General features: G+C 71.0%; 23 protein-coding genes. 10 read left to right on the plus strand and 13 right to left on the minus strand.

All coding sequences use genetic code 11. The annotated features are described in order from the left end of the window. Positions 1 to 61: 61 nt before the first annotated feature. On the minus strand, positions 62 to 949 hold the full coding sequence (locus tag ACFY10_RS37795) for a DUF3558 family protein (protein WP_390669813.1): 888 nt from the start codon (positions 947 to 949) through the stop codon (positions 62 to 64). 135 nt (positions 950 to 1,084) lie between these two features. After that, positions 1,085 to 1,957, minus strand: a complete 873-nt coding sequence (locus ACFY10_RS37800) for a DUF3558 domain-containing protein (RefSeq protein ID WP_390669814.1) — start codon at positions 1,955 to 1,957, stop codon at positions 1,085 to 1,087. 205 nt (positions 1,958 to 2,162) lie between these two features. Between ACFY10_RS37800 and ACFY10_RS37805 the strand changes: the two genes are divergently transcribed. Then, on the plus strand, positions 2,163 to 3,356 hold the full coding sequence (locus ACFY10_RS37805; RefSeq protein WP_390669815.1) for an RtcB family protein: 1,194 nt from the start codon (positions 2,163 to 2,165) through the stop codon (positions 3,354 to 3,356). A gap of 68 nt (positions 3,357 to 3,424) precedes the next feature. Here ACFY10_RS37805 and ACFY10_RS37810 read toward each other — a convergent pair whose 3' ends face one another. From ACFY10_RS37810 to ACFY10_RS37820, 3 genes are read right to left on the minus strand one after another with little or no spacing between them, the layout of a single operon-like run. Beyond that, positions 3,425 to 4,687, minus strand: coding sequence for a GNAT family N-acetyltransferase (locus ACFY10_RS37810; RefSeq protein WP_390669816.1), 1,263 nt, complete (start codon positions 4,685 to 4,687; stop codon positions 3,425 to 3,427). Between the two features lie 37 nt (positions 4,688 to 4,724). Next, entirely contained in the window at positions 4,725 to 4,877 is a 153-nt protein-coding gene (locus tag ACFY10_RS37815; RefSeq protein ID WP_361278311.1) for a hypothetical protein, read from the minus strand. Then, a complete protein-coding gene (locus ACFY10_RS37820; RefSeq protein ID WP_390669817.1) occupies positions 4,877 to 5,653 on the minus strand; it encodes an SDR family NAD(P)-dependent oxidoreductase in 777 nt (258 codons plus the stop codon). The genes ACFY10_RS37815 and ACFY10_RS37820 overlap by 1 nt, the downstream gene beginning before the upstream one ends. 165 nt (positions 5,654 to 5,818) lie before the next feature. Between ACFY10_RS37820 and ACFY10_RS37825 the strand changes: the two genes are divergently transcribed. Then, positions 5,819 to 6,256 carry an ester cyclase gene (locus tag ACFY10_RS37825; protein WP_390669819.1) on the plus strand — a complete coding sequence of 146 codons (438 nt, stop codon included), beginning with the start codon at positions 5,819 to 5,821 and terminating at the stop codon, positions 6,254 to 6,256. A gap of 7 nt (positions 6,257 to 6,263) precedes the next feature. On the opposite strand, the gene ACFY10_RS37830 is transcribed toward ACFY10_RS37825, so the two are convergent. After that, positions 6,264 to 6,599: a YnfA family protein gene (locus ACFY10_RS37830; protein ID WP_390669820.1), complete on the minus strand. Its 336-nt coding sequence runs from the start codon at positions 6,597 to 6,599 to the stop codon at positions 6,264 to 6,266. A 219-nt stretch (positions 6,600 to 6,818) separates the two neighbouring features. Here ACFY10_RS37830 and ACFY10_RS37835 point away from each other — a divergent pair, with 219 nt between their 5' ends. Next, the gene (locus ACFY10_RS37835) at positions 6,819 to 7,292 is read left to right on the plus strand and encodes a MarR family winged helix-turn-helix transcriptional regulator (RefSeq protein WP_390669822.1); all 474 of its coding nucleotides are present in this window, start codon (positions 6,819 to 6,821) and stop codon (positions 7,290 to 7,292) included. Here ACFY10_RS37835 and ACFY10_RS37840 read toward each other — a convergent pair. Next, positions 7,289 to 7,690 (minus strand): winged helix-turn-helix transcriptional regulator, encoded by a 402-nt coding sequence (locus tag ACFY10_RS37840; protein WP_390669823.1) that lies wholly within the window; start codon positions 7,688 to 7,690, stop codon positions 7,289 to 7,291. The genes ACFY10_RS37835 and ACFY10_RS37840 overlap by 4 nt on opposite strands. Before the next feature lie 121 nt (positions 7,691 to 7,811). On the opposite strand from ACFY10_RS37840, the gene ACFY10_RS37845 reads away from it, so the two are divergent. After that, entirely contained in the window at positions 7,812 to 8,702 is an 891-nt protein-coding gene (locus ACFY10_RS37845; protein ID WP_390669825.1) for an NADP-dependent oxidoreductase, read from the plus strand. Here the strand turns inward: ACFY10_RS37845 and ACFY10_RS37850 are convergent. Beyond that, complete coding sequence (locus ACFY10_RS37850; RefSeq protein WP_390669826.1) at positions 8,699 to 10,108, minus strand: MFS transporter; 1,410 nt, start codon at positions 10,106 to 10,108, stop codon at positions 8,699 to 8,701. The genes ACFY10_RS37845 and ACFY10_RS37850 overlap by 4 nt on opposite strands. Before the next feature lie 150 nt (positions 10,109 to 10,258). After that, positions 10,259 to 11,062, minus strand: a complete 804-nt coding sequence (locus ACFY10_RS37855; RefSeq protein WP_390669827.1) for a DUF6597 domain-containing transcriptional factor — start codon at positions 11,060 to 11,062, stop codon at positions 10,259 to 10,261. Positions 11,063 to 11,166: 104 nt separating this feature from the next. Here ACFY10_RS37855 and ACFY10_RS37860 point away from each other — a divergent pair, with 104 nt between their 5' ends. The 4 genes from ACFY10_RS37860 (at position 11,167) to ACFY10_RS37875 (ending at position 15,109) form a co-directional block, all read left to right on the plus strand. After that, positions 11,167 to 12,255, plus strand: a complete 1,089-nt coding sequence (locus ACFY10_RS37860) for an LLM class flavin-dependent oxidoreductase (RefSeq protein WP_390669828.1) — start codon at positions 11,167 to 11,169, stop codon at positions 12,253 to 12,255. Further along, positions 12,252 to 12,833 carry an FMN reductase gene (locus ACFY10_RS37865; protein WP_388819144.1) on the plus strand — a complete coding sequence of 194 codons (582 nt, stop codon included), beginning with the start codon at positions 12,252 to 12,254 and terminating at the stop codon, positions 12,831 to 12,833. Before ACFY10_RS37860 ends, ACFY10_RS37865 begins: the two co-directional genes overlap by 4 nt. Before the next feature lie 116 nt (positions 12,834 to 12,949). Next, positions 12,950 to 13,669, plus strand: coding sequence for a response regulator transcription factor (locus tag ACFY10_RS37870; RefSeq protein WP_390669829.1), 720 nt, complete (start codon positions 12,950 to 12,952; stop codon positions 13,667 to 13,669). Continuing rightward, a complete protein-coding gene (locus ACFY10_RS37875; protein WP_390669830.1) occupies positions 13,670 to 15,109 on the plus strand; it encodes an ATP-binding protein in 1,440 nt (479 codons plus the stop codon). A gap of 18 nt (positions 15,110 to 15,127) precedes the next feature. Here ACFY10_RS37875 and ACFY10_RS37880 read toward each other — a convergent pair whose 3' ends face one another. From ACFY10_RS37880 to ACFY10_RS37895, 4 genes are all read right to left on the minus strand, one after another. Further along, positions 15,128 to 15,970, minus strand: a complete 843-nt coding sequence (locus tag ACFY10_RS37880) for a carbohydrate ABC transporter permease (protein WP_390669831.1) — start codon at positions 15,968 to 15,970, stop codon at positions 15,128 to 15,130. 8 nt (positions 15,971 to 15,978) lie between these two features. Next, the gene (locus ACFY10_RS37885) at positions 15,979 to 16,977 is read right to left on the minus strand and encodes a carbohydrate ABC transporter permease (RefSeq protein ID WP_390669832.1); all 999 of its coding nucleotides are present in this window, start codon (positions 16,975 to 16,977) and stop codon (positions 15,979 to 15,981) included. 64 nt (positions 16,978 to 17,041) lie between these two features. Further along, the gene (locus ACFY10_RS37890; protein WP_390669833.1) at positions 17,042 to 18,397 is read right to left on the minus strand and encodes an ABC transporter substrate-binding protein; all 1,356 of its coding nucleotides are present in this window, start codon (positions 18,395 to 18,397) and stop codon (positions 17,042 to 17,044) included. Positions 18,398 to 18,464: 67 nt separating this feature from the next. Continuing rightward, positions 18,465 to 19,484, minus strand: coding sequence for a LacI family DNA-binding transcriptional regulator (locus ACFY10_RS37895; RefSeq protein ID WP_390669834.1), 1,020 nt, complete (start codon positions 19,482 to 19,484; stop codon positions 18,465 to 18,467). A gap of 213 nt (positions 19,485 to 19,697) precedes the next feature. Here ACFY10_RS37895 and ACFY10_RS37900 point away from each other — a divergent pair, with 213 nt between their 5' ends. After that, positions 19,698 to 21,047, plus strand: coding sequence for a mucin-1 (locus ACFY10_RS37900; protein WP_390669836.1), 1,350 nt, complete (start codon positions 19,698 to 19,700; stop codon positions 21,045 to 21,047). A 194-nt stretch (positions 21,048 to 21,241) separates the two neighbouring features. Then, complete coding sequence (locus ACFY10_RS37905) at positions 21,242 to 25,189, plus strand: helix-turn-helix domain-containing protein (RefSeq protein ID WP_390669837.1); 3,948 nt, start codon at positions 21,242 to 21,244, stop codon at positions 25,187 to 25,189. Positions 25,190 to 25,222 lie beyond the last annotated feature (33 nt).

Genomic DNA, 25,222 nt, shown 5'->3' on the forward strand with positions numbered 1-25,222 from the left:
AGGGGGCCGGGCTCCGTCAAAAAGCGGTGCTGAGCTGCGAGTTGGCGTCCAGATGTGACAGTCAGCTCTTCTTCGACGCTGAGGAGGACGGAGAGGCCGAAGCGGACTTCGAAGGGGACGGGGACGCCGACTTCGACGCCGACTTGGACGGTGAGGGCTTCGCCGTGCCCGAACCACTGCCCGCGCCTGCGCCGCCGTTCGCCGCCGCCACCGAGGCCACCGCCTCCTTGGCCGCCGCCTCCGCGACCTTCACCAGCGCATCCGCGCTCGGGGTCTTCTCACCGGCCAGGCCCGCACCGTTGTAGTCGAGCGTGATCACGACGTTCTCGACGCGCGTCACCACCGTCTGCTGCTTGAAGGAGCCTTCCTTCTTCTTCAGGTCGTAACGCACCAGCGTCGCCTCGGCGCCCGTCCCGGAAACCGGCTGCGTCTTCAGGTTCTTCGCGCCCTGAACCGCCTGGGCGTCCTTCACCTGCTTCTCGTAGTACGTGTGCGCCAGCTGGTTGCCCTCACCACGCGCGGCATCCGACTCGAAGCGCAGCAGCGACACATTCAGCCAGCGGAACTGCGAGCCCTTCACACCGTTGTTGTCCAGACTGCTCCAGGAGCAGCTCGCCCGCGTCGCCGTGTCGCCCGACTTGCCCTCCTTGCCGGACTTGGCGCCCTGCGGCACGAGCGAGGAGAGCGTCTTCTTCGACAGCACCGCACACGAGCCCGGCAACTTCTTGTACGCCGCAGCCTGCACCGTCGGCGCCGTGCTCGCGGTCGCCGGCGCCGTGTCCCCGGCGCTCGCGCCCTTGCTCTCTCCGTCACCGGAGCCGGAGTCCGAGGAGCAGCCGGCGGCGAACACCATCACGGGCACTGCGACCGCGCAGGCAAGCAGACGGCCTGGCCGCCTCGCTCGCATCTCTCGCTGGTTCCGCTGGTCTCGCTCTGCTGGTCGCTGCATGGTTCCTTCACTCATGACGCTGTGGTTCCTGAGGTCGGCGGATCGGGTCCGAGGGGCCACGGTACGCGGTGAGGAAACTGTGTGCTTCCGCTTCCACTGCTTTACGGAGGGGCGCCCGGGGCGGCCGAACGACCGCTAACCGCCCAGCGTGTCGGCCAGCTGCGCGGCCAGATTCAGGGCCCTGTCCTGCATTTCCTTGCTGTCCGGAACAGTGCCGACGACGGCCGACTGCTCCTCGTACTCGATGGTCACAATGACGTTGGACGTGCGGAACACCACAGTCACCGTGCGCTGCCGCGCCGTCGAACCCGGGCCGCTCAGAGCGTCGTCCACGAAGGCCTCGTCACCGAGGTCGTCGAGGGTGCGGGGCTGCAGGTTGGCCGGGGTCGCGGACGACGAGGGGGACGAGGAGCCGGAGCCGGAAGGCGAGACAGATGCCGAGGGCGAGGCCGAGGCCGAGGAACTGGGGTCGGCGCTGCCGGTGGCACTGGAACCGGCACTGGAACTGGGACTGGGACTGGAAGTGGCACCGGAACCGCTGTCGGAACTCGTCGGCTCGGGCAGGTCGGCCGCCGTCTCCTTCTCCGCGAACAGCTCCTGCGCCTGGGTGTCGTCACTCACGGAGTTGTCGTAGGAGACAACCCGCTCGAAGTCGACGAGCAGCCGGTCGGTCGCGGTCGTCGAGTCGACCTTCCAGCGGCAGCCGGCCTTGCGGTCGTTGTCGTACGCGAGCGTGGCGTCGCCCTCGTACGCCTTCTCCCGCTGGTCCGCGTCGGCGATCTGCCTGATGCCGGGCAGCAGCGAGTCGAGCGTGTCGTGGCTCACCGCGCTGCACGGTCCCGGGAGCGTGCGGTACTTGCCCGGCTGCGCCACCACGCTCGCCGTACCGGCGTCACCCGGGTTCACGTCATCCGTCGCGCCGCCGCCGCCGCTCGAACCGCCGGTGCAGCCTGCCAGCAGCGCCACGAGGAGCGCGGCGACGCCGGATACGTACGCCTTCCGCTGCACGGTCGGGCTCCTCTCGACGGTGGCTCTGTGGCCGTTGCTTCAGTGTCCCCGCTGGTTAATCGCTTGCCGCACGGGGGCGTCCCCTGGAGACAATGTGTATCGCACGCACCACCGTGGACGCCGGTCCGTTGTCCTTTTTCATCGACCTTGGCGCCGGTTTTGCGATTTCAGACTTCTGTCGTGTTTTCGGGGGAATGGGGAAGGTATGTCGTACGTAGAGATGTCGGGTGCGAAGGTCCCGATCCGCATGTGGACCGACCCGGCGACGGTCGAGGACGTGGCCCTGCAGCAGCTCCGCAATGTCGCGACGCTGCCGTGGATCAAGGGCCTCGCGGTCATGCCGGACGTGCACTACGGGAAGGGTGCGACGGTCGGGTCCGTCATTGCCATGCAGGGGGCTGTTTGTCCTGCGGCGGTGGGGGTGGATATCGGGTGCGGGATGTCGGCGGTGAAGACGTCGCTGACCGCCAATGATCTGCCGGGGGATCTTTCTCGGCTGCGGTCGAAGATCGAGCAGGCCATTCCGGTGGGGCGGGGGATGCACGATGACCCTGTGGACCCGGGAAGGCTGCACGGGTTCGGTACGGCCGGGTGGGACGACTTCTGGGGACGGTTCGACGGGGTCGCCGAGGCGGTCAAATTCCGTCACGAGCGTGCAGAAAAGCAGATGGGAACGCTTGGATCCGGCAATCACTTTGTGGAAGTCTGCACGGATTCGACCGGTTCCGTCTGGGTGATGCTCCACTCCGGTTCCCGCAACATCGGCAAGGAACTGGCCGAGCACCACATCGGCGTGGCCCAGAAGCTCCCGCACAACCAGGGTCTGGTCGACCGTGACCTCGCCGTCTTCGTCGCGGACACTCCGCAGATGGCGGCGTACCGCAACGACCTGTTCTGGGCGCAGGAATACGCGAAGTACAACCGCACGATCATGATGGCGCTCCTCAAGGACGTGATCCGCAAGGAGTTCCGGAAGGCGAAGCCGACCTTCGAGCCGGAGATTTCCTGCCACCACAACTACGTGAGCGAGGAACGGTACGAGGGCATGGATCTGCTCGTGACGCGCAAGGGTGCGATCCGGGCCGGCTCCGGCGAGTACGGGATCATCCCCGGTTCCATGGGCACGGGTTCGTACATCGTGAGGGGCCTCGGCAACGAGAAGGCCTTCAACTCGGCCTCGCACGGAGCGGGTCGGCGCATGAGCCGCAACGCGGCGAAGCGGCGCTTCTCGACGAAGGACCTGGAGGAGCAGACCCGGGGCGTGGAGTGCCGTAAGGACTCCGGCGTCGTGGACGAGATCCCGGGTGCGTACAAGCCGATCGAGCAGGTCATCGATCAGCAGCGGGACCTCGTGGAGGTCGTGGCGAAGCTGAAGCAGGTCGTCTGTGTGAAGGGCTGACGCGGCCGACGACCGTTTCGCGTCCACGTCTGAGGGGCCCGAGCCCATGCGGCTCGGGCCCCATTCCGTCAAAGGAGCCGCTTCTCCAGCAGCGTCACCGCGTACGGGCTGCCCAACCCGCCGTCCTTCGCCGTCTGTTCGCCTACGACCTTGTAGCCCGCCGACTCGTAGTACGCGCGCAGGCGGGGATTGGAGGACAGGCAGTCCAGGCGGGCGTAGGGGCGGCCGGTGGCGAGGATGCGGGACTCCGCTTGCGCCAGCATCTCGCGGCCTGTGCCCGGCGGGGCCGTGTGCGGTGTTGTCATCAGGCGGTGGATGTAGCCCGCGTCCGCGGGGCGGGGGCCCCAGGCTGCCGGGTCGTCCCACCAGAGTTCCCAGGCGCCGGCCAGGTGGTTGCCCGCGTGGGTCAGCCAGACTTCGCCCTGCTGCATGCGCGTGTGGAAGTGGGTCTCGTCCTTTTCGCCCGGCTTCCATTGGTCGATTCCGCGGGCCAACTGCCAGAGCGCGGCCGTGTCGCGCAGGCGGACCAGGGTCTCCGCGTCTGCCGGTGTCGCCTTGCGGTAGGTCAGGGGTGGCCAGGTGGTGGGGCGGGGTTCCAGGAGGTGGGTGCGGAGGGTCGTCGCCAACGCGTCGGCGTCCAGGGACAGTTCCTTGGTCACGTAGTTCTCGACCGAGCCGTAGCGCGCCTTCAGTGCGGCGAGGAACAGCCGCATCACCGACTCCGGTGCCCGTCCGAAGCCCAGCCACGTCGGTGCGCGGCCCTCCCTCGCCGTCCAGGCCGCCAGCATCGCATCGGTGGCCAGTTCCGTGAGGCTGTAGTCCTCGATGATCGTCTCGTCCGGGATGCCCAGCAACTCCAGTACCAGCGCGGCCAGTTGGCCGGTGCGGTCCTTGCCCGACGCGCAGTGGAAGACCAGGGGCTGCCCCGACTCCGCTGCGTCCGCCACCAGTTCCAGTGCGCGGCGGAGTTCCTTCGTGCCGTCCTCCGCCACCTCCATGTAGCGCTCCGCCAGGTACGGGCCCGGGTCGACGTCGGGGGGCAACGCCGGCTGGTTGTACGGGCGGTGCTCGATGCTGAGGTTGTGGTAGCCGAAGGACGCGTCGTCCGGGATACGGCCCCGCTTCTCGATCTCCCATGAGTGGCGGAGGTCGATGACCGTGCGGATGCCCAGGGACAGGAAGCGGGACCAGTCCTCGGTGCCCTGCTGCAGCTTGCCCAGCGAGTCCGCGCGGTAGAGGCGGCCGGGGCGGATCCGCCGGCCGTCCGGGGTCCTATAGCCGCCCAGGTCACGGAAGTTGTGCAGCGCGTCGAAAGGTATGTGTCTGTCCACGTGCGGTGACTCTACGGCTACTTCCCGTGCAGCACGGCTACTTGGCGTGCAGCACCGCGTAGATCATCACGAAGGCCACGATGTGGATGCCGAAGAGGAAGTACGCGAGGTAGTACCAGACGTAGCGTTCGCGCTTCTTCTCCAGTGACAGGCGTTGCTGCTCGGCCTCACGGGCGGCGTCGTCCGTCATCACAGCTCCCGGTGGACCTTGGTGTTCGACGCCTGGGCGCGCGGGCGCAGGACCAGGAGGTCGACGTTGACGTGGTGAGGGCGGGTGACCGCCCAGGTGATGGTGTCGGCGACGTCGTCGGCGGTGAGGGGTTCGGCAACGCCCTCGTAGACCTTCGTGGCCTTTTCCTCGTCGCCGCCGAAGCGGGTGAGGGCGAACTCGTCGGTCTTGACCATGCCGGGGGCGATCTCGATGACGCGGACCGGCTGCCCGACGATCTCGAGGCGGAGGGTCTCGGCGAGGACGTGGGCGCCGTGCTTGGCGGCGACGTAGCCCGCGCCGCCCTCGTACGTCCCGTGCCCGGCGGTGGAGGAGATGACGACGACCGTGCCGTCGCCGCTTGCGACCAGCTTCGGGAGGAGGGCCTGGGTGATGTTCAGGGTGCCGAGGACGTTCGTCTCGTACATCGTGCGCCAGTCGGCCGGGTCGCCGGTGGCGACCGGGTCGGCGCCGAGTGCGCCGCCCGCGTTGTTGACCAGGACGCCGATCGTCTTGAAGGCCGTCGCGAACTCGTCGACCGCTGCGCGGTCCGTCACGTCCAGCTGGTACGCCGCCGCCGAGTGCCCCGCCGCGTTGATCTCCTCCGCCAGCGCCTCGATGCGGTCCTTGCGGCGGGCGGTGAGGACGACTCGGTAACCGGCGGCGGCGAGCTGCCGTGCCGTGGCGGCGCCGATTCCGCTGCTCGCACCGGTGACGACGGCGATGCGGGAGGCGGCGGACGGTGCGGCGGTGGCCATGGGCTGCTCCTCTTGCGTGGTCCGATCGGGACCGTCGAATGCCTGTCCGGCCAGGATAGGCGGGCCGGGCGCGTGGACGGTTTGCGGTCTCGTTCTCCGGTGGGCTTCCGCGGGGTCCGAGTGGGACGATTGAGATGGGTGATCCTCCAGTTCGGGAGGCGAATCATGGGGCAGGCACGTGAGGTCATGGACCGGCTCACCGAGGCGGTCACCACACACGCGGACCCGAAGACCATCAGTGAGCTCTACGCACCGGATGCGGTCGCGTTCACCCCCGACGGAGGGGAGATCCGCGGGCGCGACAACATCGCCGAGTACTGGCGCCAGATGACGGACGCGATTCCGGAGGGGTCGTTCGAGACGGTGCACTCGTACGAGATCGGGAACACGGCGATAGACGAGGGGTTCTTCAGCGGCCGGAACACCGGGCCGATCCAGCTGCCCTCCGGGGACACGCTGCCTCCGACGCAGAAGGAGGTCAGGATTCGCGGGGTGGACCTGGCCACCGTCGACGCGGACGGGCGGATCGCGGACTACCGGCTCTACTTCGACGAGATGGAGTTCCTGGGGCAGCTGGGGCTGCTGCCCGACGAGCCGTCCTGAGAGCGGCTCATCGGCCCCTCGGCGCCCACATGATCACCGCCATGCCGGCCAGGCAGATCAGCGCTCCCGTGACGTCCCAGCGGTCGGGGCGGTAGCCGTCGGCGACCATGCCCCACAGGATCGAGCCGGCCACGAAGATGCCGCCGTACGCGGCGAGGATGCGGCCGAAGTGGGCGTCGGGCTGGAAGGTGGCGACGAAGCCGTAGGCGCCGAGGGCGAGGATGCCGCCGGTGATCCACAGCCAGCCGCGGTGCTCGCGCACGCCCTGCCAGACCAGCCAGGCGCCGCCGATCTCGAAGAGGGCGGCGACGACGAAGAGGGCGGCGGAGCGTGCGATGAGCATGCCCGCAGCTTTGCATGCGTGCCGTAACCCGATGGGCGGCGCCTGCCGTGTGCTCCGCGTGGGATACATCCGTACGTCCGTGTGGCGACGACTGCGGACGGCAGAACGACCGGGAGCGGGTGCTCGTCCTCGCCACCGGGGACGAGTACTGCTTCTGGAGAGTCCGCGTCGTACGATCTCTGCACGGCGCAGACGAAGAGGCGCGAAGAGGAGCGAGGCATGGCCGGGAACGTGCGTGAGCGGCTGCTCGACGAGCTGGCCGGTGTCTCGCGTCGCTACATGGCCTCGTACGCCCTCTTCAACCAGGCCGTCGCCGACCACCTCGGGCTGCACCCCACCGATCTGCAGTGTCTGAACCTGCTGACGCTGGAGGGCGGTCCGGTGACCAGTGGCCGGATCGCCGAGCTGACGGGGCTGACGACCGGGTCGGCGACGCGGCTGGTGGACCGGCTGGAGAAGGCGGGCTACGTCGTACGGGAGCGGGACGCGGACGACCGGCGGCGGGTGCTCGTGGCGACCGTGCCGGAGCGGATCGCCGAGTTCGGGCGGATGTGGGACCGGCTGGGCGGCGGCTGGTCCGCCCTCTTCGAGGAGCTGGACGACGCCGAACTCGCCGTGGTCATCGGGCACATGCGGCGCACGGTGGAGTTCAGCGGGCAGCAGGTGGCGCGGCTGCGAGCCGGCGAGGTCTAGGCGCTCGCGGCGTCGTAGCGCTCCCGCGCCTCGTGCACCTCGTCGAAGTGGGTCTCGGCCCATGTCTTCACCGCGGTCATCAACTGGGCGAGGCTGCTGCCGAGTTCGGTGAGTTCGTAGTCGACGCGGACCGGTACGGACGGGGTGACCGTGCGGGTGAGGATGCCGTCGCGTTCCAGGGAGCGCAGGGTCTGGGTGAGCATCTTGGGGCTCACGCCCGCGATCCTGCGGCTGAGGTCGCTGTAGCGCATGGGGCCGGAGACGAGGGCCGCGAGGACGAGGCTGACCCACTTGTCGCTGAGGCGGTCGAGGAGCTGGTTGGTGGGGCAGGCGCGGAGAAATGCGTCGTACTCCACGCGGGCCTGCTCGCGCTTCTGGGCCGCTGTCATGGTCGCCATGGCTCTCCCTCCGGTGAGGTAGGCACCTCCAGGTAACTACTTCCTCCTGGATAGTAACTCTTCCTAGGGTTGTTGCAGCAGAGCGAACCGTTCGAAGAGTCTCATTACGGGAGAAATGACCATGCGTGCTGCAGTGGTGAGGACGTTCGGCGGCCCCGAGGCCGTGGAGGTCGTGGACGTGGACGTGCCGGAGCCGGCGGCGAGGCAGGTGCGGATCAAGGTCGCGGCGGCCGCGCTGAACCCGGTGGACGCGGGAGTGCGGGCCGGTGCCTTCGGAGGCGCGGGCAAGCCGCTCGGGTTCGGCTGGGACGTCGCCGGGACCGTGGACGCGACGGGCGTGGCCACTGCCTGGAGCGTCGGAGACGAGGTGGTGGCGCTGGACTACGGCATGGTGAAGCCGCTGGGCACGCACGCCCAGTACGTCGTCGTCGACACGGACGCGGTCGCCAAGGCGCCGGCCACGGTCGACGCCGTACTCGCGGCGACGCTGCCGCTGAACGCCCTGACCGCCGTACAGGCCCTGGATCTGCTGGAGTTGGAGGAGGGGCAGTCGCTGCTGGTCACCGGGGCGGCGGGGGCGGTCGGCGGGTTCGCCCTCCAGCTCGCCGCGCGCCGGGGGATTTCGGTGACGGCCCTGGCCAGGGAGGACGACGAGGAGCTCGTACGGTCGCTGGGGGCGGCGCACTTCGCGTCCGGTGCGGTCGGGGCGGGGAGCGTCGACGCCGTGCTGGATGCGGCGATCCTCGGGGAGGTGGCTCTGGAGTGGGTGCGGGACGGGGGTGCGTACGTCGGCGTCATCCCGCAGGCGGCCCCGGCGTCCGTGCGCGGCGTGCGGACCGGCGCGGTCGAGGTGAGCGCCGACGGGGCGCGGCTGGCCGAGCTGGCGGCGCTGGTCGACGAGGGCGTGCTGACCCTGCGGGTGGCCGAGACGTACGCCCTGGAGGAGGCGGCGAAGGCGCACGCCCGCCTGGCGGAGGGCGGGGTGCGCGGCCGGTTGGTGCTGATCCCTTAGCGGTGCTGCTCTGCCTGTGCCTTGCGCGGCAGTAGTCGTACGAGGGGCAGGCACAGGGCGGCGGCCGCGGCGACCACGGCGAGGCTCACGAGGAGTGCGTGGGTCTCGCCGCCGTCAACCGCCTTGAAATACACGGTCGTTACGGCTGCCGCCCCGATCGCGTTGGCGAGCTGCTGCACCGCGTTGAGCGAGCCGCTCGCGCTGCCGGCCTCCTCGGGGGCGATGTCGCCGACGGTGACGTCGTAGACGGTGCCGAAGCAGGTGCCCATGCCGAGGCCGACGAGGAGGAGGGGCGGGACGAGGGCCCACCCGGACGACTCGGTGAGGAGCGCCAGGCAGCCGCAGCCGCCCAGGATCATCAGCAGCCCGGCGACGACGAGCCGTCGGCCGTGGGCGTGGATCAGCCGGTAGCAGGCGATGGACGCGACGACGATGCCCGCGGACAGCGGGATCAGGCCGAGCGCGGTGCCGGCGGGGGAGTGGCCGAGGCCTCGCTGGAGGTGGAGGGAGACGACGTAGAGGAGGCCGGCGACCGCGGCGAAGGCGAGGACGCCGAGGATCAGGCCCGAGGTGAAGCCGCGGTTGTGGAGGAGGGTCGGGCGGATCAGGGGCTCGGCGGCGGTGCGCTGGCGGTGGCAGAAGGCGGCGAACAGGGCGAGGCCGAGGAGGAGCAGGGCGAGCGGGCGGCCGGTCCAGCCGGACGCCGAGCCGTCGATGAGGCCGCCGAGCAGGCCGAGCATCGCGCCGCCGAGCAGGGCCGCGCCCGGGACGTCCACGGAGACGGACGGGTCGCCGGTGTCGCGGGGGAGCAGTCGGGCGGCGGCGAGCAGGGCGGCGCCGCCGAGAAGCAGGTTGATCAGGAACATGGGGCGCCAGCCGAGGCCCGCCAGGTCGGCGTCGACGAGGAACCCGGCGAGGATCGGCCCGCCGACGGCGGACAGGCCCATGACCGGCCCGAACAGGCTGAACGCCTTGCCGATCTCCTCGCGCGGCCAGGTCGCGCCGAGGATGCCGAAACCCTGCGGGATGACGAGCGCCCCGAAGGCGCCCTGGACGAGCCGGGCGACGACCAGCGCGGTCGGGTTCGGGGCGAGCCCGCAGGCCAGCGAGGCGGCGACGAACCCGGCGAGTCCGGTCAGGAACAGCCGCCGGCGCCCGTACTTGTCGCCGAGCCGTCCGCCGGGCACCAGGAGGACGCCGAGCGCGAGGGCGTAGGAGGCGCCGAGCCACTGGACGAGACTCGGGCCGCCGCCGAGGTCCCGCGTGATGGTCGGGGCGGCGATGTTGGTGATCGTCGCGTCGAGCAGGTCGAGGACGTCGGCGGCGAGCACGACGGCGAGCACGGCCCAGCGGGCGCGGGCGGAGAGGGCTGAACTTTCTGTTGCGTTACGAAGAATCTGCGTCACGCAGATAAATATCCATGAGTGACCGACGCAGGGCAAGCGAATTCACGGGCGGCTGTGGTAGCGCCCCATAGGGGCGCGGGGAACTGCGCGACCAGCCACGACGATGCCGCAGACGACCGACGGCACATCGCGGCCCATCCAGTGGAACGCTCAGCGCACGCCCTGTGCGTACGCCGCCGGCGGCACCCCCACCGTCGCCGTGAAGTCCCGCACCAGATGGGCCTGGTCGGCATAGCCGAGGTCGGCCGCGAGGGCCGCCCAGTCGACGTCCTGGTCGGTCTCCGCGCGCTCCAGGGCCTCGTGGATGCGGTAGCGCAGGATGACCCACTTGGGGCCGACGCCGACATACCCCGCGAACAGGCGCTGCAGCACTCGTACGGACATCCCCTCGGCGCGGGCGAAGTCGCCGGCGCGGCGGATCGTGCGGTCGGTGCGGATGCGGTCGACCAGGGCCGTCGCGAGGTCGGCCTGGGGGTCGGGGCGGGGGTCGAGGGAGAGCAGGAAGCCGTCCAGGGCGGAGATCCGGTCGGCCTCGTCGTCCGGGGTGAGGACGGCCGCGAGGTCCGCCGTCGGGAAGTCCTCGGGGGAGTGGACCCGCCGGCCCGTCCACTCGCTCACCGCCCGCCCGGGTGCGAAGGGGCGGAAGGCGCCGGGCCGGAACTTGATGCCGCACACCCGTCCCCGCCCCTCCAGTTTCTGGGTGAACAGGCCCTGCTGGATGCCCGCGACCTCGACGAACGGTTCCTGGCCCTCGAAGTGCTGGAAGACGATGTGGACCGCGGGATGCGGGACCACGTGCGAGACGTACGGCTCGGCGAGGTCCCAGTCGATCAGCCAGTAGTGCTCCACGTACCGGCGCAGCTGCTCGGCGGGCTCGGGGCGGCGGAAGTCCACGCGCGCGAGGAAGTCCGCGGCGCCGACGATGCCTCGGGTGTCACGGCGTGGGGCGGCCATGAGGGGAGCGTACGGTCCGGCACTGACAGTCGGCGGAATACGTGGGTCGCGGAGGTAGTTCACCGCTATAGTTGAACAGTCAACAACTTGGAGGTTGAGCGACCATGCAGTTCGGGATCTTCAGCGTCGGCGACGTCACGCCGGACCCGACGACGGGCCGTACGCCGACGGAGCGCGAGCGCATCAAGGCCATGGTCGCCATCGCGCTGAAGGCCGAGGAGGTCGGCCTCGACGTCTTCGCGACCGGCGAGCACCACAACCCGCCCTTCGTGCCGTCGTCCCCGACCACGATGCTCGGCTATGTCGCCGCGCAGACGGAGAAGCTGGTCCTGTCCACCTCCACGACGCTCATCACCACCAATGACCCTGTGAAGATCGCCGAGGACTTCGCGATGCTCCAGCACCTGGCCGACGGCCGGGTGGACCTGATGATGGGCCGCGGCAACACCGGCCCGGTGTATCCGTGGTTCGGCCAGGACATCCGCCAGGGCATCAACCTGGCGATCGAGAACTACGCGCTGCTGCGTCGCCTGTGGCGCGAGGACGTCGTGGACTGGGAGGGGAAGTTCCGGTCGCCGCTGCAGGGCTTCACGTCCACGCCGCGGCCGCTGGACGGGGTCCCGCCATTCGTCTGGCACGGCTCGATCCGCTCGCCGGAGATCGCCGAGCAGGCGGCGTACTACGGCGACGGCTTCTTCCACAACAACATCTTCTGGCCGGCCGACCACACCAAGCGGATGGTCGAGCTCTACCGGACGCGGTACGCGCACTACGGGCACGGGACGCCGGAGCAGGCGATCGTCGGGCTCGGCGGCCAGATCTTCATGCGGAAGAACTCCCAGGACGCCGTGCGGGAGTTCCGCCCGTACTTCGACGTCGCGCCGGTGTACGGCCACGGGCCCTCCCTCGAGGACTTCACGGACCAGACGCCGCTCACCGTCGGCTCCCCTCAGCAGGTGATCGAGAAGACCCTGTCCTTCCGGGAGTACGCCGGTGACTACCAGCGTCAGCTCTTCCTGGTGGACCATGCCGGGCTGCCGCTGAAGACCGTGCTGGAGCAGATCGACATGCTGGGCGAGGAGGTCGTGCCGGTGCTGCGCGAGGAGTTCGCCAAGGGCCGTCCGGCGGACGTGCCGGAGGCGCCGACGCACGCGTCGCTGCTGGCCGCGGCGGAGAAGGAGGTCGTGGCATGAGGCTCGTCGTCGTGTCGGCGGGGCTGAGCGTGCCGTCGTCCACGCGGTTGCTGGGGGACCGGCTGGCCGCGGCCGTGGGCCGGCAGACCCCGGTGGAGGTGCAGGTCGTGGAGCTGCGCGAGCTCGCGGTCGAGATAGCGCACAACTTCACGAACGGGTTCCCGGGGCGGAATCTGTCGGCCGCGCTCGAGGCGGTGACGGAGGCGGACGGGCTGGTGGTCGTCACGCCGGTCTTCTCCGCCTCGTACAGCGGGCTGTTCAAGTCCTTCTTCGACGTGGTCGAGCCGGACGCCCTGGCGGGCAAGCCGGTGCTGATCGCGGCGACCGGCGGCACGGCCCGGCACTCGCTGGTGCTGGAACACGCGCTGCGTCCGCTGTTCGCGTACCTGAAGGCCGTGGTCGTCCCGACGGGGGTCTACGCCGCCTCGGAGGACTGGGGCGCGGAGGGTTTGGACGGACGGATCGAACGGGCAGGTGGGGAGCTCGCGGGGCTGATGGCGGGGCTCACCACGAAGAGGGCGGAGCCCGGGTTGGTGCCTTTCGAGCAGCAGCTCGCCGCCCTTCGACCCACAGGGTGAGAGGACGGTAGGGGCGCCGCATTGGTTGCGCCCCAGGGGTGAGAGGCCAGTAAGAAGGGCGCTCGGTGAGCTGCTCATCACGTCGTACGACACCTGGACCTTGGCAGACTGGAGCCGTGCCCCAAACTGTGCTGCTCGCCGAAGACGACCGCGCCATCCGTCACGCCCTGGAGCGCGCCCTGAGCCTGGAGGGCTACCAGGTCACCGCGGTCGCCGACGGCGTCGAGGCGCTGGCTCAGGCCCACAAGACCCCGCCGGACGTGCTTCTGCTCGATGTGATGATGCCCGGCATCGACGGGCTGCAGGTCTGCCGGGTGCTGCGCGCCGAGGGCGACCGCACACCGATCCTCATGCTCACCGCGCTCGTCGAGACCGCGGACCGTATCGCGGGCCTGGACGCGGGCGCCGACGACTACGTGGTCAAGCCGTTCGACGTCGAGGAGGTCTTCGCACGGCTGCGCGCGCTGCTGCGCCGGACCAGCCCGGACACCGGGACCGTGGCCGACGTACCGAAGGAGCAGCCGCAGGCCTCCGACCGGCAGATCGACGCCGCCGGACTGCGCATGGACGTGCAGGCGCGGCGCGCCTGGCGCGGCGAGCGGGAGCTGGAGCTGACGCGGACCGAGTTCGAGCTGCTCGAGCTGCTGGTGCGGAACGCGGGCATTGTGCTGGACCACTCCACCATCTACGACCGCATCTGGGGCTACGACTTCGGGCCCGGTTCCAAGAACCTCGCCGTCTACGTCGGCTATCTGCGCCGCAAGCTCGACGAGCCGGGCGCACCCGCGCTGATCCACACGGTGCGCGGTGTGGGTTACGTGCTGCGGGAGGACTGAGTGGGCCGGCTCAGGCGGCTGCTGGCCAGACGGCGGCCCGGGCTGGTCTCCCTGCGCACCACGTTCGCGGTGTCCTTCGCGGCGGTGACCGCGGCCGTCACGGTGCTGGTCGGTGTGCTGTCGTACAGTGCCGCGGCCCGGCTGGTCCGCGTGGACCAGGAGTCCGTGTTCGACCAGGTCGTGCAGGACCTGGTCGACGAGGTGAGCACGCACCGGATGACGACGGACGACTTCTCCTCCTCGGCGCCGGGCCACGACATCGTGCGGCCCGCCCGTACGGATGTGCAGGTGCTGGGGCCGGACGGCAAGGTCGTCGACTCCGGCAGCCCCGGGCTGCCCGTGACGAGCCACGACCGGGCGATCGCGGCCGACGATGTCGCGGGGAAGACGGAGGAGCACAAGGACGTCAGTGTCGACGCGGACGTCTACCGCATCGAGACCGTCTCCCTGGGCGAGGGGCGGGGCGCGGTGCAGGTCGCGCAGGAGTTCAGCGACACCGAGGATCTGCTGCGGGCGCTGCAGCAGCGCACGCTGATGCTGATGGCCGCCGTCGTGACCGCCGCCGGTCTGTTCGGCTGGTGGCTGGCCCGGCGCATCACCCGCCGCCTGATCATCCTGACCTCGGCCGCGGAGGACGTCGCCCGCACCCGCCGGCTCGGCATCGAGGTGCCCGTCACCGGCTACGACGAGGTGGGCCGCCTGGGCCGCGCCTTCGACCGGATGCTGGGCCGCCTCGCCCAGTCGGAGGAGGACCAGCGCCGCCTGGTCCAGGACGCGGGCCACGAACTCCGTACGCCGCTCACCTCGCTCCGTACGAACATCTCCCTGCTGCGCCGGATCGACGAACTGCCCCCGGCCACCCGCGACGACCTGGTCGCGGATCTGGGCCAGGAGGCGCGCGAACTGACCGACCTGGTCAATGAGCTGGTGGATCTGGCGGCCGGGCAGTCCGACACCGAGCCGCCGCAGCGGGTCGACCTCGCGGACATCGCCGAGGATGTCGCGGGGCTCGCCCGGCGCCGCAGCGGGCGGCAGATCACGGTCCGTGCGAGCGGCGACACGACGACCGAGGGCCGCCCGGGAATGCTCCAGCGGGCGATCTCCAACCTCGTCGAGAACGCGGCCAAGTTCGACCGTGACGGCACCGGGCCCATCGAGATCGCCGTCTCCGGGCCCGCCCGCACTGGCACGGTCCGCGTGGAGATCCTCGACCGCGGCCCCGGAATCGCCGACAGCGACCTGATCCGCATCTTCGACCGCTTCTACCGCGCGGCCGACGCACGCTCCCTGCCCGGTTCCGGGCTCGGCCTGTCGATCGTGCGGGAGGTCGCCATGGCGCACGGCGGGGCGCCGTTCGCGGTTCAGCGGGAGGGGGGCGGGGCCGTGATCGGGTTCACTGTCGGCGGGGTGCCGGGGAGCGGGGCGGGCGTCGGCGGGTGACGCCGCCGTTCCCGTTGCTCACCCCTTGACCGCGGAGCTCGCGACCCCCTGGACGAACCAGCGCTGGAAGAAGGCGAAGACGACCAGGACGGGCAGGACCAGAAGGACGCCGAAGGCGAGGATCTGGCCCCAGTCCGGGGGCTGCTGGCCCTGGAAGACGCTCATCTCCAGGGGGAGCGGGCGGACCGAGGGATCGGAGACCATCAGGACCGGCCACAGGAACGAGCCCCACTGGGTGAGGAAGGTCAGGATGGCCACCGAGGCGAACACCGGCTTCGACATCGGGACGATGATCGCGAAGAAGGTGCGCCAGGGACCGGCGCCGTCGAGGCGGGCGGCCTCCTCGATGCTCGGCGGGATCTTCCGGAAGAACGTGTGGAACTGGTAGACCGAGAAGGCGTTGGCGATGAACGGGATCGCCTGGACGAAGACCGTGTTGCGCTGGTCGTTGAACATGTAGAAGAGCGGCACCGCCACCGACTCGAACGGCACCAGCATCAGCAGTAGGACCAGGGTGAAGACGGCCTCCCGGCCGCGCCACTTCAGCCGTGACATGCCGTACGCCGCCATCGAGTTGACGATCAGCCCGCCGGTCACGACGACGAACGCGACGAGCAGCGAGATGCCCATGAAGCGCCAGAAGTAGCCGGTGCTGTCGGAGTTCAGGGCGTCGAGGACGTGCGCGTAGTTGTCGAAGGTCAGATGGGTGGGGAGGAAGCCGGTCAGGCCGTTCAGCACCTCGTCGGAGGGCTTGAGGCTGCCCATGAGCAGGTACAGGACGGGCAGCACGAAGAGGAACGCCAGGACGCCGAGGACGGCGTAGTCGGCGAAGCGGCGCAGGGGGACGCGGGTCGTGGCCATGGTCGGTGTCAGTCCTCGTTGTCGGGCCGGACGACGCGGCGCTGGATGAGGGTGAGGGCGACGACGATCAGGAAGAAGACGACGGTGATCGCGGACGCCTGGCCGATGTTGTTCTGGTCGAAGGCGGTGGTCACGGCCTGGTACATGACCGTGCGGGTGGCGTCCTCGTCGAGGCCGCCGCCGTGGATGAGGACGTAGATCTGGTCGAAGACGCGGAACGACAGCACCGAGGTGAGCATGGCGACGAAGACGAGGGTGCCGCGGATGCCGGGCAGCGTGACGTGCCGGAACTGCTGCCGGCGCGAGGCCCGGTCGAGTTCGGCGGCCTCGTAGAGCTCGTCGGGGATCTGCTGGAGGCCGGCCAGCAGGATGACCATCTGGAAGCCGACGCCCTGCCAGACGGACAGCACGATGACCGAGGCCAGTGCGGTGGCGCCGTCGCCGAGCCAGTCGAAGGCGCCCCAGTTGCCGAAACTCACCGCGTGCAGCGCGGAGTTGAGCAGTCCCTGGTCGCTGCGGGCGAGGATCAGCCGCCAGATGACCGCCACCAGTGTCATGGGGAAGACGACCGGCATGAAGAACAGGGACCGGAACAGGCCGATCGCCTTCAGCTTGCGGTTGAGGAGGATCGCGAGCGCGAGCGCCAGGCCCGTCTGGAGCGGCACGACGACTACGGCGAACGTCAGGTTGTTCAGCAGCGCCCGCAGGAACGGGCCGGACACGTCCGGGTCGGTGAACAGCCGCCGGTACTGCTCGACGCCGAAGAACGTGGGCGCCAGCGGGGAGCCGAGGCGCACGTTGTAGAAGGAGAGGACGACGGCATAGCCGAACGGGATGCCGACGAAGGCGATCAGCCCGGCGACGGCGGGTACGGACATCAGCAGTCCGTGCAGCCGGTCGCGGCTCCTGGGTCCGGAACGCGTCGGCCGGGCGGTCTTCACGGCGGTCATGGGCGGGGTCCGCTCCCGGTCAGGGGCCGCGGCGTGCGCGGGTTCCACGATGTTCACGGGGGAGTCCTGTTCCCGGCGCGGCGGGCAGCGTCTGCGCGCGCCCGCCGCGGCCGACACGGTCCTACGGGATCTGGTAACCGGCGTTGTCGGAGAAGTCCTGGTCGATGGCGCGGGCGGCCTTCGCCAGGGCGCTCTTCGGGTCGGCGCCGCCGTAGACCGAGTTCAGGGCCTCGCTGAACTTGGCGGTGACCGTGGGGTATCCGGCGGTGACCGGGCGGGTCACTGCGACGCAGGACTTGGTGATGTCGCTGTCGCCGCACGGCTTGGCGAGCTGGTCGGCGTAGAGCTGGAGCGGGCCGCCCTGCTTGTAGAGGGGGCTCGCGGCGAGTGCGCTCCTGGTGGCGGGCGGGGCGCCGTTCGCGGTCGTCATCGCGGTGACATTGGTGTCGTCGAGGAGGTAGTCCAGGAACGCGCCGGCGGCCTTGCCGTTCTTCGAACCCGCGCCGATGCCCCAGGCCCAGGAGCCCTGGCCGGTCTTGGGCCCGTTGCCGAAGTCGGGCAGCGGCAGCACCACCAGGTCCTTGCCGAGGGCCTTGCTGTAGGCGGGGTACATCCAGTGGCCGACCCAGCTCAGCGCGACACGGCCCTTGGCGAAGGCGTTGCCGTCGGTGTTGGCGTCGACGTACGTCTTCCAGGACTGGACGGTCTTCATCGCCTTCACCACGGCCGGGGAGTCGAGGGCGCCCTCGGCCTTGCCGTCCTTGAGCAGGGCGCCGCCGGCCGACCAGACGACCGGGGAGAAGCCGTAGGTGCCCCACTCGGTGGCGAGGCCGTTGTTCTCCTGGAGGTCGAGGGTCTTGCCGTCGGAGTCCTTGGCCCCCAGCGCCTTGAGCGCGGCGGTGAACTGCTCCGCCGTCCAGTCGTCGGACAGACCCGTCGGGTACTTCACGCCGGCCGCGTCCAGCAGCTTCTTGTTGCCGTATATGCCGAGCCCGGAGTCGTACATGCCCAGGCCGTAGTGCTTGCCGTTGATCTCGCCCTGCGCCTTGCTGGCTGCGGTGGCGTTGGCCAGCGTCTTCGAGGAGACGTAGTCGTCGATCGCGGCGAGTTTCTTGTTGTAGACGAAGTTCGCCATGGTCGGGCCGTCGAACTCCATCACGTCCGGCAGCTGGGAGGCGTCGGTGGCGGTGATGGTCTTGGTGTAGTCGTTGCCGGGTATCAGCTTCAGCTCGACCTTGATCTTGTCCTGGGAAGAGTTGAAGGACTTCACCGCGCTCTGCAGGGCGGCGTCCTCGCTCTTCTGCCCCTGGTGGGCCCAGACCTTGATCGTGCCCTTGCCGCTGCCCGCGGCGGCGGAGGTGTCACCGCCGCTGCCGCCGCCGCAGGCGGCCAGGGCCGCGAGCGGCAGGACGAGCGCCAGCCCCGTACAGGCCGTGCGGCGGTGCCTTCTGCTGGTCGAGCCGTTGGTCGAGCTCATGGTTCATGCCTCCGTGCGGTGCGAGGGTTCGTGGTGCGCTGGTGCTTTCCGGAGTGGGGGAGTGCGGTCACTGGGGTCCGCGCGGGCGCGGCGGTGCGGTGGTCTCGCGCAGGACGAGACGGATGGGCATCTGTACGTGTCCGGACCGCTCGGCGTCCGGCTCGTCGAGCTGCCGCAGCAGCAGCCGGGCGGCCTCGGCGCCCTGCCCCGCGACCGGCTGGGCGACGGTGGTCAGCCCGATCACATCGGCGAGTTCGTGATCGTCGAAGCCGACGACGGACACGTCGTCCGGCACCTTCAGCCGGTGCCGCCGCAGAGCGCGCAGCGCACCCATCGCCATCTCGTCGGACTGTGCGAACACGGCCGTCGGCGGCCGGGAGGCGGCCAGCAGCTCGGTCATGGCCCGCTCGCCGCCCTCGACGGTGTAGTCGCCGTCCGCCTCCAGCGCCGGGTCGTGCTCGATGCCGGCCTCCGCGAGCACGTCCAGATAGCCCTGGCGGCGCTCGACGGGCGTGGTCCAGTGCAGCGGCCCGCTCGCCCCGCTGATCATGCCGATCCGGCGGTGGCCGAGGTTCACCAGATGCCGTACGGCGCTCTCCGCACCGGCCCGGTCGTCGATGCCGACCACGCTGAAGCCGGGCCGGGCGTCGCCGACGGTGCTGGCCAGCGGCACCCCCAGCGAGCGCAGCGCCGCGGACTCCGCCTCGTCGGGGATGAGCAGCGACAGCACCGCGTCCACCCGCTTGCGGACCGGCATCCTGGCGAAGAAACGCTTGCGGGTCTCCGGCGAGCCCAGGTTGTACAGCAGGACGTCGTACCCGGCCGCGCTGAACACCTGCTCGGCGGCGTCCAGCACGGTGCCGAAGAACCAGCGGCCCACGTACGGGACCACGACCCCGATGGTGAAGGTGCGCCCGCTGGCCAGGCTGGACGCCGACTGGGACGCCGTATAGCCGAGCTGCGCGGCGACGGCCGTGATCTGTGCGCGCACCTCGTCGGAGACGCCCGGCCGGCCGCGCAGTGCGCGGGACACGGTGGACGCCGAGACTCCGGCGGCGCGGGCGACATCGGTGATGCTGACGGTCACAGCGCTTTTCTCCCGTCGGTTTCACGTCGGTGTGATCTGGGGGTGACGAGACCGTAAACCCGCCCATCCTGTTGCGCAAGCGTTTGCGTTCAGATTTACTTGGGCCGATTCTCAAGCGAGACCTTCGAGGTCACTGGTCAGCGCACGCGTTTGAGCGCTGCGGAGCCGCATATCGATGCAGCACCGAGACCGCTTAGCCGACAGGAACTGTGCATGCGATACGCCCCGCCCGGCCTCTGCGTGAACGACTTCGCCCTGCTCCGCGACGACGACGGCACCTACGTCGTGCTGCATCTGCAGGGCCCGTGGACGGCCGAGTTCGACCATCTGCGGATGGAGACCTCCTACGGCCGGGCCACCTCCACCGACCTGGTCGCCTGGCGGCCCGAGGGAACGGCCTTCGGCAACGGACTGCCCGGCCGCTTCGACCAGCAGGCGGTCTGGACGATGCACCCGGTCCGGCACGGCGAGGGCGCCGGAATGGCGATGTTCTACACGGGCGTCAGCGGCCTCACGGCGGACGGCTGGCCACTGCAGTCGGTCGGCCTCGCCTACTCCGACCGCACCGACGGCACCGGCTGGCGACGCCACGGCACCGGACCGGTCGTCGAGGCGGACGCCCGCTGGTACCGCACCGGTGAACGCATGGGCTGGCGCGACCCGTTCGTCGTACGCGACGACGAGTCCGACGGCTGGGTCATGGTCGTCTGCGCCGCCGACGCCTCGCTCCCGGTCGAGATCAGCGGCTGCGTGGCGTGGGCGACCTCGGACGACCTGGAGCACTGGACGGTCCGGCCGCCGCTCATCTCACCCGGTGACGTGAACGAGTTGGAGTGCCCGGTCCTGGAACGCCTCGACGACGGCAGCTGGCTGCTGCTCGGCTCGATCGGTTCGACGCGCGGCTTCGAGGCGTGGACCGCGCCCCGGCTGAGGGGCCCGTGGACCCGCCGCGGTCCGCTGGGCCCGACCGGTTCCTACGCGCCCCGCGTCATCACCGCCCCCGACGGCTCCCGCGTCGTCCTGCACACCACCCCCCGGCGCGTCGGCCTCACCGACGCCGGGGAACGCTGCCGCGGCATGCTCGCCCAGCCCAAGTCCCTTGTCGTACCTGCCGATTCGGCGCCCCGCCTGGAGTGGTGGCCGGGCCTGGACGGGTGGCTGGGCGAGGAGACGGAGGACCCGGTGCTGCACGCGGTCGGCGACGTGCCCGTCTCCGGACGGATCGACATCACCCTCCGGACCGGCGGGGACGACGGCCGCCCCGCCCTGGCCGTCGGCTGCGACGGCAAGAACCTCTGGATCACCGGACCCGGCGGGGAGCGCATCGACGAGACCGTCCTGACCGAACCGGCCGCCTCCCTGCGGATCCTCACCGTCGGCGAGTACGTCGAGGTGTACGCCGACGGCGTCTTCGCGCTGACCAGCCTGTGCTACTCGGGCCGCCCCGCCCCATGGACAGCGCTTTCGGAGGGCCGCACGCGCGCAATCCCGGTCCGCCCGGTCCGCCTGTCCGATCCCGGCCGTGACGACGCGTCGGCGGTGTGGCCCGGGCCCCCGCGGTAGTCCGTCGGTCGTCTGCGGCGACGCCGTAAACCCGGCTTCGCGTACGCGGCATGGCCGGTTTGCATCTGCTTCACATTGTGTTCCTTTGAACCCTCAAGCTGTCATGACATACTCGCCGCCCAGCGCGCAGCCGTCCCCGGCCCGTTGTGAAAGCGATTGCCTGTGAACGTGAAAAGTCATTTGCGGGAGCATCCATGAGCAGTCGGCAGCGGGGACGCCCCGAGCGGCCGCTCGATCCCGACGCGGGGCCCGTGCAGCGCTTCGCCCATGAGCTGCGGTCACTGCGTGCGCAGGCCGGCTCCCCGTCGTACCGGACGATGTCGGAACGGGCCCGGGTCTCGGTGGCCGCCCTGTCCCGCGCGGCCTCGGGCGAGCGGCTGCCGTCGGTCGCGGTCGTGCGGGCGTACGCGCAGGCCTGCGGGGCGGACCCGGACGAGTGGGAGAAGCGGCTGTCGGCGGCGGCCGACGAGGTCGCGGCCTGCGGTACGGCCGAGGGGGAGTCGCCGTACCAGGGGCTGGCGCGGTTCGAACCGGGCGACCAGGAGCTGTTCTTCGGACGCGACGAACTGGCCGGGGAAACAGTGCAGTTGATGAAGGAGCACCTGTTCGCGGTGCTCGTCGGCGCGTCCGGCAGCGGCAAGTCCTCGCTCCTGCGGGCCGGGGTGATGCCCCGCCTGGAGAAGGTCGTGGAGGAGTCGGGCTGCGAGGCGGAGCTCCGGCTGATCACCCCCGGCGCGCGGCCCGCCGCCACCCACGCCCGGCTGCTTGCACCGGGACCGGACGAGCCCCACCGCGTGGTCGTGGTCGACCAGTTCGAGGAGATCTTCACGCTCTGCCGGGACCGGGCCGAACGGTGGCTGTTCGTCGACCAGTTGCTCGCCGCCAAGGACTCCGGCGGCCGACTGCGCGTGGTCGTTGCCGTCGGCGCCGGCTTCCACAGCCGGTGCGCCGAACACCCGGGCCTCGCCGGGGCGTTGCGGCACACGAGCCTGACGGTCGGTCCGATGACCCGCGAGGAACTGCGGGACGCCGTCGTCAAACCGGCCACTGCGGCGGGTCTGAGGATCGAGCGGGAGCTGACGGCGCGGATCGTCGAGGAGGTGTACGACCAGCCGGGCGCGCTCCCGATGCTCTCGCACGCCCTGCGCGAGACCTGGCGCAGACGCCGTAGCGGAGTGCTGACGCTGGCCGCGTACGAGGAGGCGGGCGGCGTCCACGGAGCGATCGCCGCGGCGGCCGAGGAGGTGTACGGCGGGCTCTCCCCCGACCAGGCCGGCACCGCCCGGCGGCTCCTGCTGGCCCTGATCGCCCCCGGTGACGGCACCCCCGACAGCCGCCGCCCGGTCAGACGCGCCGATCTGCGCGAATGGCCGGACCCCGAGGTGCCCGTCGTCCTCGAACGGCTCTCCTGCGCCCGGCTGATCACCGTGGACGAGGGGAACGTGGAACTCGCCCACGAGGCCCTGATCACCGGCTGGCCCCGGCTGCAGCAGTGGATCGAGGAGAACCGCGAGCGGCTGCGCATGCAGCGCCACCTCACCGAGGCCGCCCGCAACTGGCAGGAGCACGGCCACGACCCCGGCACCCTCTACCGGGGCATCCATCTCGCCCTGGCCGACGTGCTGTTCACCCGCGAGCGCCGCGAGGACGACCTCACCGCGCGGGAGCGGGCCTTCCTGTGCGCCTCCCGGGTGGCCCACCGCATGGAGCGCTGGACGGCCGCCCGTATGCAGCGCCGAATACGCATCCTCGTCGTGGCCCTCACCTGCGTGGTGGGCGGCGCCCTGGTCGTCGGGCAGATCGCCTGGCACGAGAGCGATGTGGCCGAGGCCGAGCGCACTCTCGCCGGAGCCCGCCAGGCCGCCGGTCTGGCCGACCGGGACCGGGTGAGCGACCCCCGCACCCGGACGCTGCTCAGCATCGCCGCCTGGCGGCTCGCCCCGCTGCCCGAGAGCCGCGCGGCCCTCTTCGACGCCCTGACCGAACCCGAGCGCGACGCCTTCACCGACCCGGACCAGAACGACGAGACCCGCAACTTCCTCACCGATTCCGGGCGCACCCTGCTCGGCGTCGGCGGCGGCAGATGGTCGGCCTGGGACGTGGCCACGCACCGCCGCAGGGCATCCGGACGGTTGCCGGACCTTCCGGTGACCGCGGTCAGCCTCGACGGACGGACCCTCGCCCTGGCCGGTCCCGACGAGCGGCGGCTGTGGCGTCTGCCTGCGGAAACCGACTCGCGCCCCGGCGTCGACGCCTACGTCGTGAGCGGCCCGGACCCGGCGAAGCAGCTTCGCGCGTTCACGGACGACCCGGTGGTGCTGCAGCGGGCCGCCGGCGCTGCCGTGGTCCCGAGCGCGGACGCCCGGCTGGCGGCCGTCTGCGCACAGGACCGGCCACTCACGCTGCGGGACATCGTCCGCCATCGCACCGTCCCGGGCGCCTGGCAGGACTGGTCGGCGGTGGACTGCTCCGCCGCCTCCCCCGTCTTCGACCGGGCCGGGACACGGCTCGCGGCCGTCTCGGACACCGGGATACGCGTCTGGGACACGGCCTCGGGCCGGCAGCTCGCGGACATCGCCCAACCGGGCGCCACGCACCTGGCGTTCACCGCGGACGGTCGGTTCCTCGCGGCAGCCGGGCGGGACGGGGCGACGGTCTGGCGCATCGCGGCGGCGGGGACACCGGCGTTCCGCCACGCCCTGGCCGACGGCCCCGTCACCGCCCTCGCCTGGGACCCCGTCTCCCCGACACTGCGCTGCCTGACCGGCGGCACCGTCCACTCCCTCGACCTCTCGGCGCCCCTCAACTCCCCATGGCGCGACCGGCCCCTGGACCACCAGACGCTCAGCCCGGACGGCCGCCTGCTGGCCACCGCCGAACGGCACGGCGACGGCTACCGCTTCCGCCTGTACGACACCCGGACCGGCCGCGTCGCCGCCGGACTGCCCGCCATCGAGGTCTCCGCACGACCCACCGAAGCCGGGGCCGCCGCGCCCCTCATGGCCTTCAGCCCCGACAGCCGGGCCTTCGCCTACGGCATCGGGCACCCGGAGACCTCCGGCGCACGCTTCGTCGTATGGGATGCGACAACTCACCGCGTGCAGGCGGCAGTTCACCCGGACGGCCCGGCCGCCGTCCGCTCGATCGCGCTCACCCCGGGCGGCCGGAAGCTGCTGCTCTCCCGGGCGACCCCCACCGGCTCGCCCACCGGCGAGGTGTGGAACACCGCCCGCGGGACGCGAACCGACCGGCCCGACGCCCTGGCCGCAACGCTGAAGTCCGCCCTGGCCTCCGGCTTCGCCGGCCCGGCCACCGCCCTGCCCTTCGGCCTGGACACCGACGTACCGCTCGGCCAGGACGGCAACGCGGACGTCCTCGCCCTCAGCCCCGACGGCGCCCACCTGGCCACCGGCGGCGACTTCGGCAGCGTCACGGTCTGGCGCGGCCGCACGGAACGCCACCGGGAAGCCGTCGTCCCGCCCGCCCCCGGAGCCTCCGGCACCCGGGTCACCGCCCTCGCCTTCAGCCCCGACGGCCGCACCCTCGCGGTGGGTTACGGCTCCGGAGCCCTGCGCCTGTGGGACACCGCCACCCGGCAGCCCCTCGGCGGCAGTCTCAACACGCCCCGCGACGCGATCCGTTCGCTCGCCTTCGGCGCGCACGGGGACTCTCTCTACGCCGGCAGCCCGCACGTCCCCGTCCAGCGGTACGCCGTCGGTACCGCCCAGGTCGTCACCCGGCTCTGCGCGCGCGCCGGCCGCAACCTGGACCCCAACGAGTGGCGGACGTACCTCCCCGATGTGCCCTACCGGCGTGTGTGCGACGTGTCCGACACCGGCGACTCGGCCGCCTCGGTTGCGGGAGCGGATCCCGCCCAGGCCGCGACATCCACTCCGACCGCGACTCCGACTCGGACTCCGACGTCGGCGCGTACGCCCTCGTCACCACATGCCGCTCGTGAGCCCGCGTTTCGGAAGCCCGGCGCGCATGCGCATGCCGCCGTCCCGTCTCCCGAAAAGCACCGTATAGCCAAGTCCTCCACGGTCCCCAAGGCGCACCCCCGCATCACGGAACAGAAAACCGCACGTGGGGACCGCGGCCCGAAGGCGCACGGAACGCGGTCCCGAATCACCGGCAGGTGAACGGGCTGTCACATGTCCGGTTTCCGGCCCGGG

It is taken from the genome of Streptomyces sp. NPDC001401 (assembly GCF_042895385.1).
Taxonomy (GTDB): Bacteria; Actinomycetota; Actinomycetes; order Streptomycetales; family Streptomycetaceae; genus Streptomyces.

Excerpts from the sequence above, each read along its gene's own strand:
- ACFY10_RS37905 (WP_390669837.1), top strand. The coding sequence starts at position 21,242 with ATGAGCAGTCGGCAGCGGGGACGCCCCGAGCGGCCGCTCGATCCCGAC.
- ACFY10_RS37855 (WP_390669827.1), bottom strand. The coding sequence starts at position 11,062 with ATGGCCGCCCCACGCCGTGACACCCGAGGCATCGTCGGCGCCGCGGAC.
- ACFY10_RS37845 (WP_390669825.1), top strand. The coding sequence starts at position 7,812 with ATGCGTGCTGCAGTGGTGAGGACGTTCGGCGGCCCCGAGGCCGTGGAG.
- ACFY10_RS37880 (WP_390669831.1), bottom strand. The coding sequence starts at position 15,970 with ATGGCCACGACCCGCGTCCCCCTGCGCCGCTTCGCCGACTACGCCGTC.
- ACFY10_RS37795 (WP_390669813.1), bottom strand. The coding sequence starts at position 949 with ATGCAGCGACCAGCAGAGCGAGACCAGCGGAACCAGCGAGAGATGCGA.
- ACFY10_RS37840 (WP_390669823.1), bottom strand. The coding sequence starts at position 7,690 with ATGGCGACCATGACAGCGGCCCAGAAGCGCGAGCAGGCCCGCGTGGAG.
- ACFY10_RS37825 (WP_390669819.1), top strand. The coding sequence starts at position 5,819 with ATGGGGCAGGCACGTGAGGTCATGGACCGGCTCACCGAGGCGGTCACC.
- ACFY10_RS37815 (WP_361278311.1), bottom strand. The coding sequence starts at position 4,877 with ATGACGGACGACGCCGCCCGTGAGGCCGAGCAGCAACGCCTGTCACTG.
- ACFY10_RS37805 (WP_390669815.1), top strand. The coding sequence starts at position 2,163 with ATGTCGTACGTAGAGATGTCGGGTGCGAAGGTCCCGATCCGCATGTGG.
- ACFY10_RS37900 (WP_390669836.1), top strand. The coding sequence starts at position 19,698 with ATGCGATACGCCCCGCCCGGCCTCTGCGTGAACGACTTCGCCCTGCTC.
- ACFY10_RS37820 (WP_390669817.1), bottom strand. The coding sequence starts at position 5,653 with ATGGCCACCGCCGCACCGTCCGCCGCCTCCCGCATCGCCGTCGTCACC.
- ACFY10_RS37890 (WP_390669833.1), bottom strand. The coding sequence starts at position 18,397 with ATGAGCTCGACCAACGGCTCGACCAGCAGAAGGCACCGCCGCACGGCC.
- ACFY10_RS37835 (WP_390669822.1), top strand. The coding sequence starts at position 6,819 with ATGGCCGGGAACGTGCGTGAGCGGCTGCTCGACGAGCTGGCCGGTGTC.
- ACFY10_RS37830 (WP_390669820.1), bottom strand. The coding sequence starts at position 6,599 with ATGCTCATCGCACGCTCCGCCGCCCTCTTCGTCGTCGCCGCCCTCTTC.
- ACFY10_RS37865 (WP_388819144.1), top strand. The coding sequence starts at position 12,252 with ATGAGGCTCGTCGTCGTGTCGGCGGGGCTGAGCGTGCCGTCGTCCACG.
- ACFY10_RS37860 (WP_390669828.1), top strand. The coding sequence starts at position 11,167 with ATGCAGTTCGGGATCTTCAGCGTCGGCGACGTCACGCCGGACCCGACG.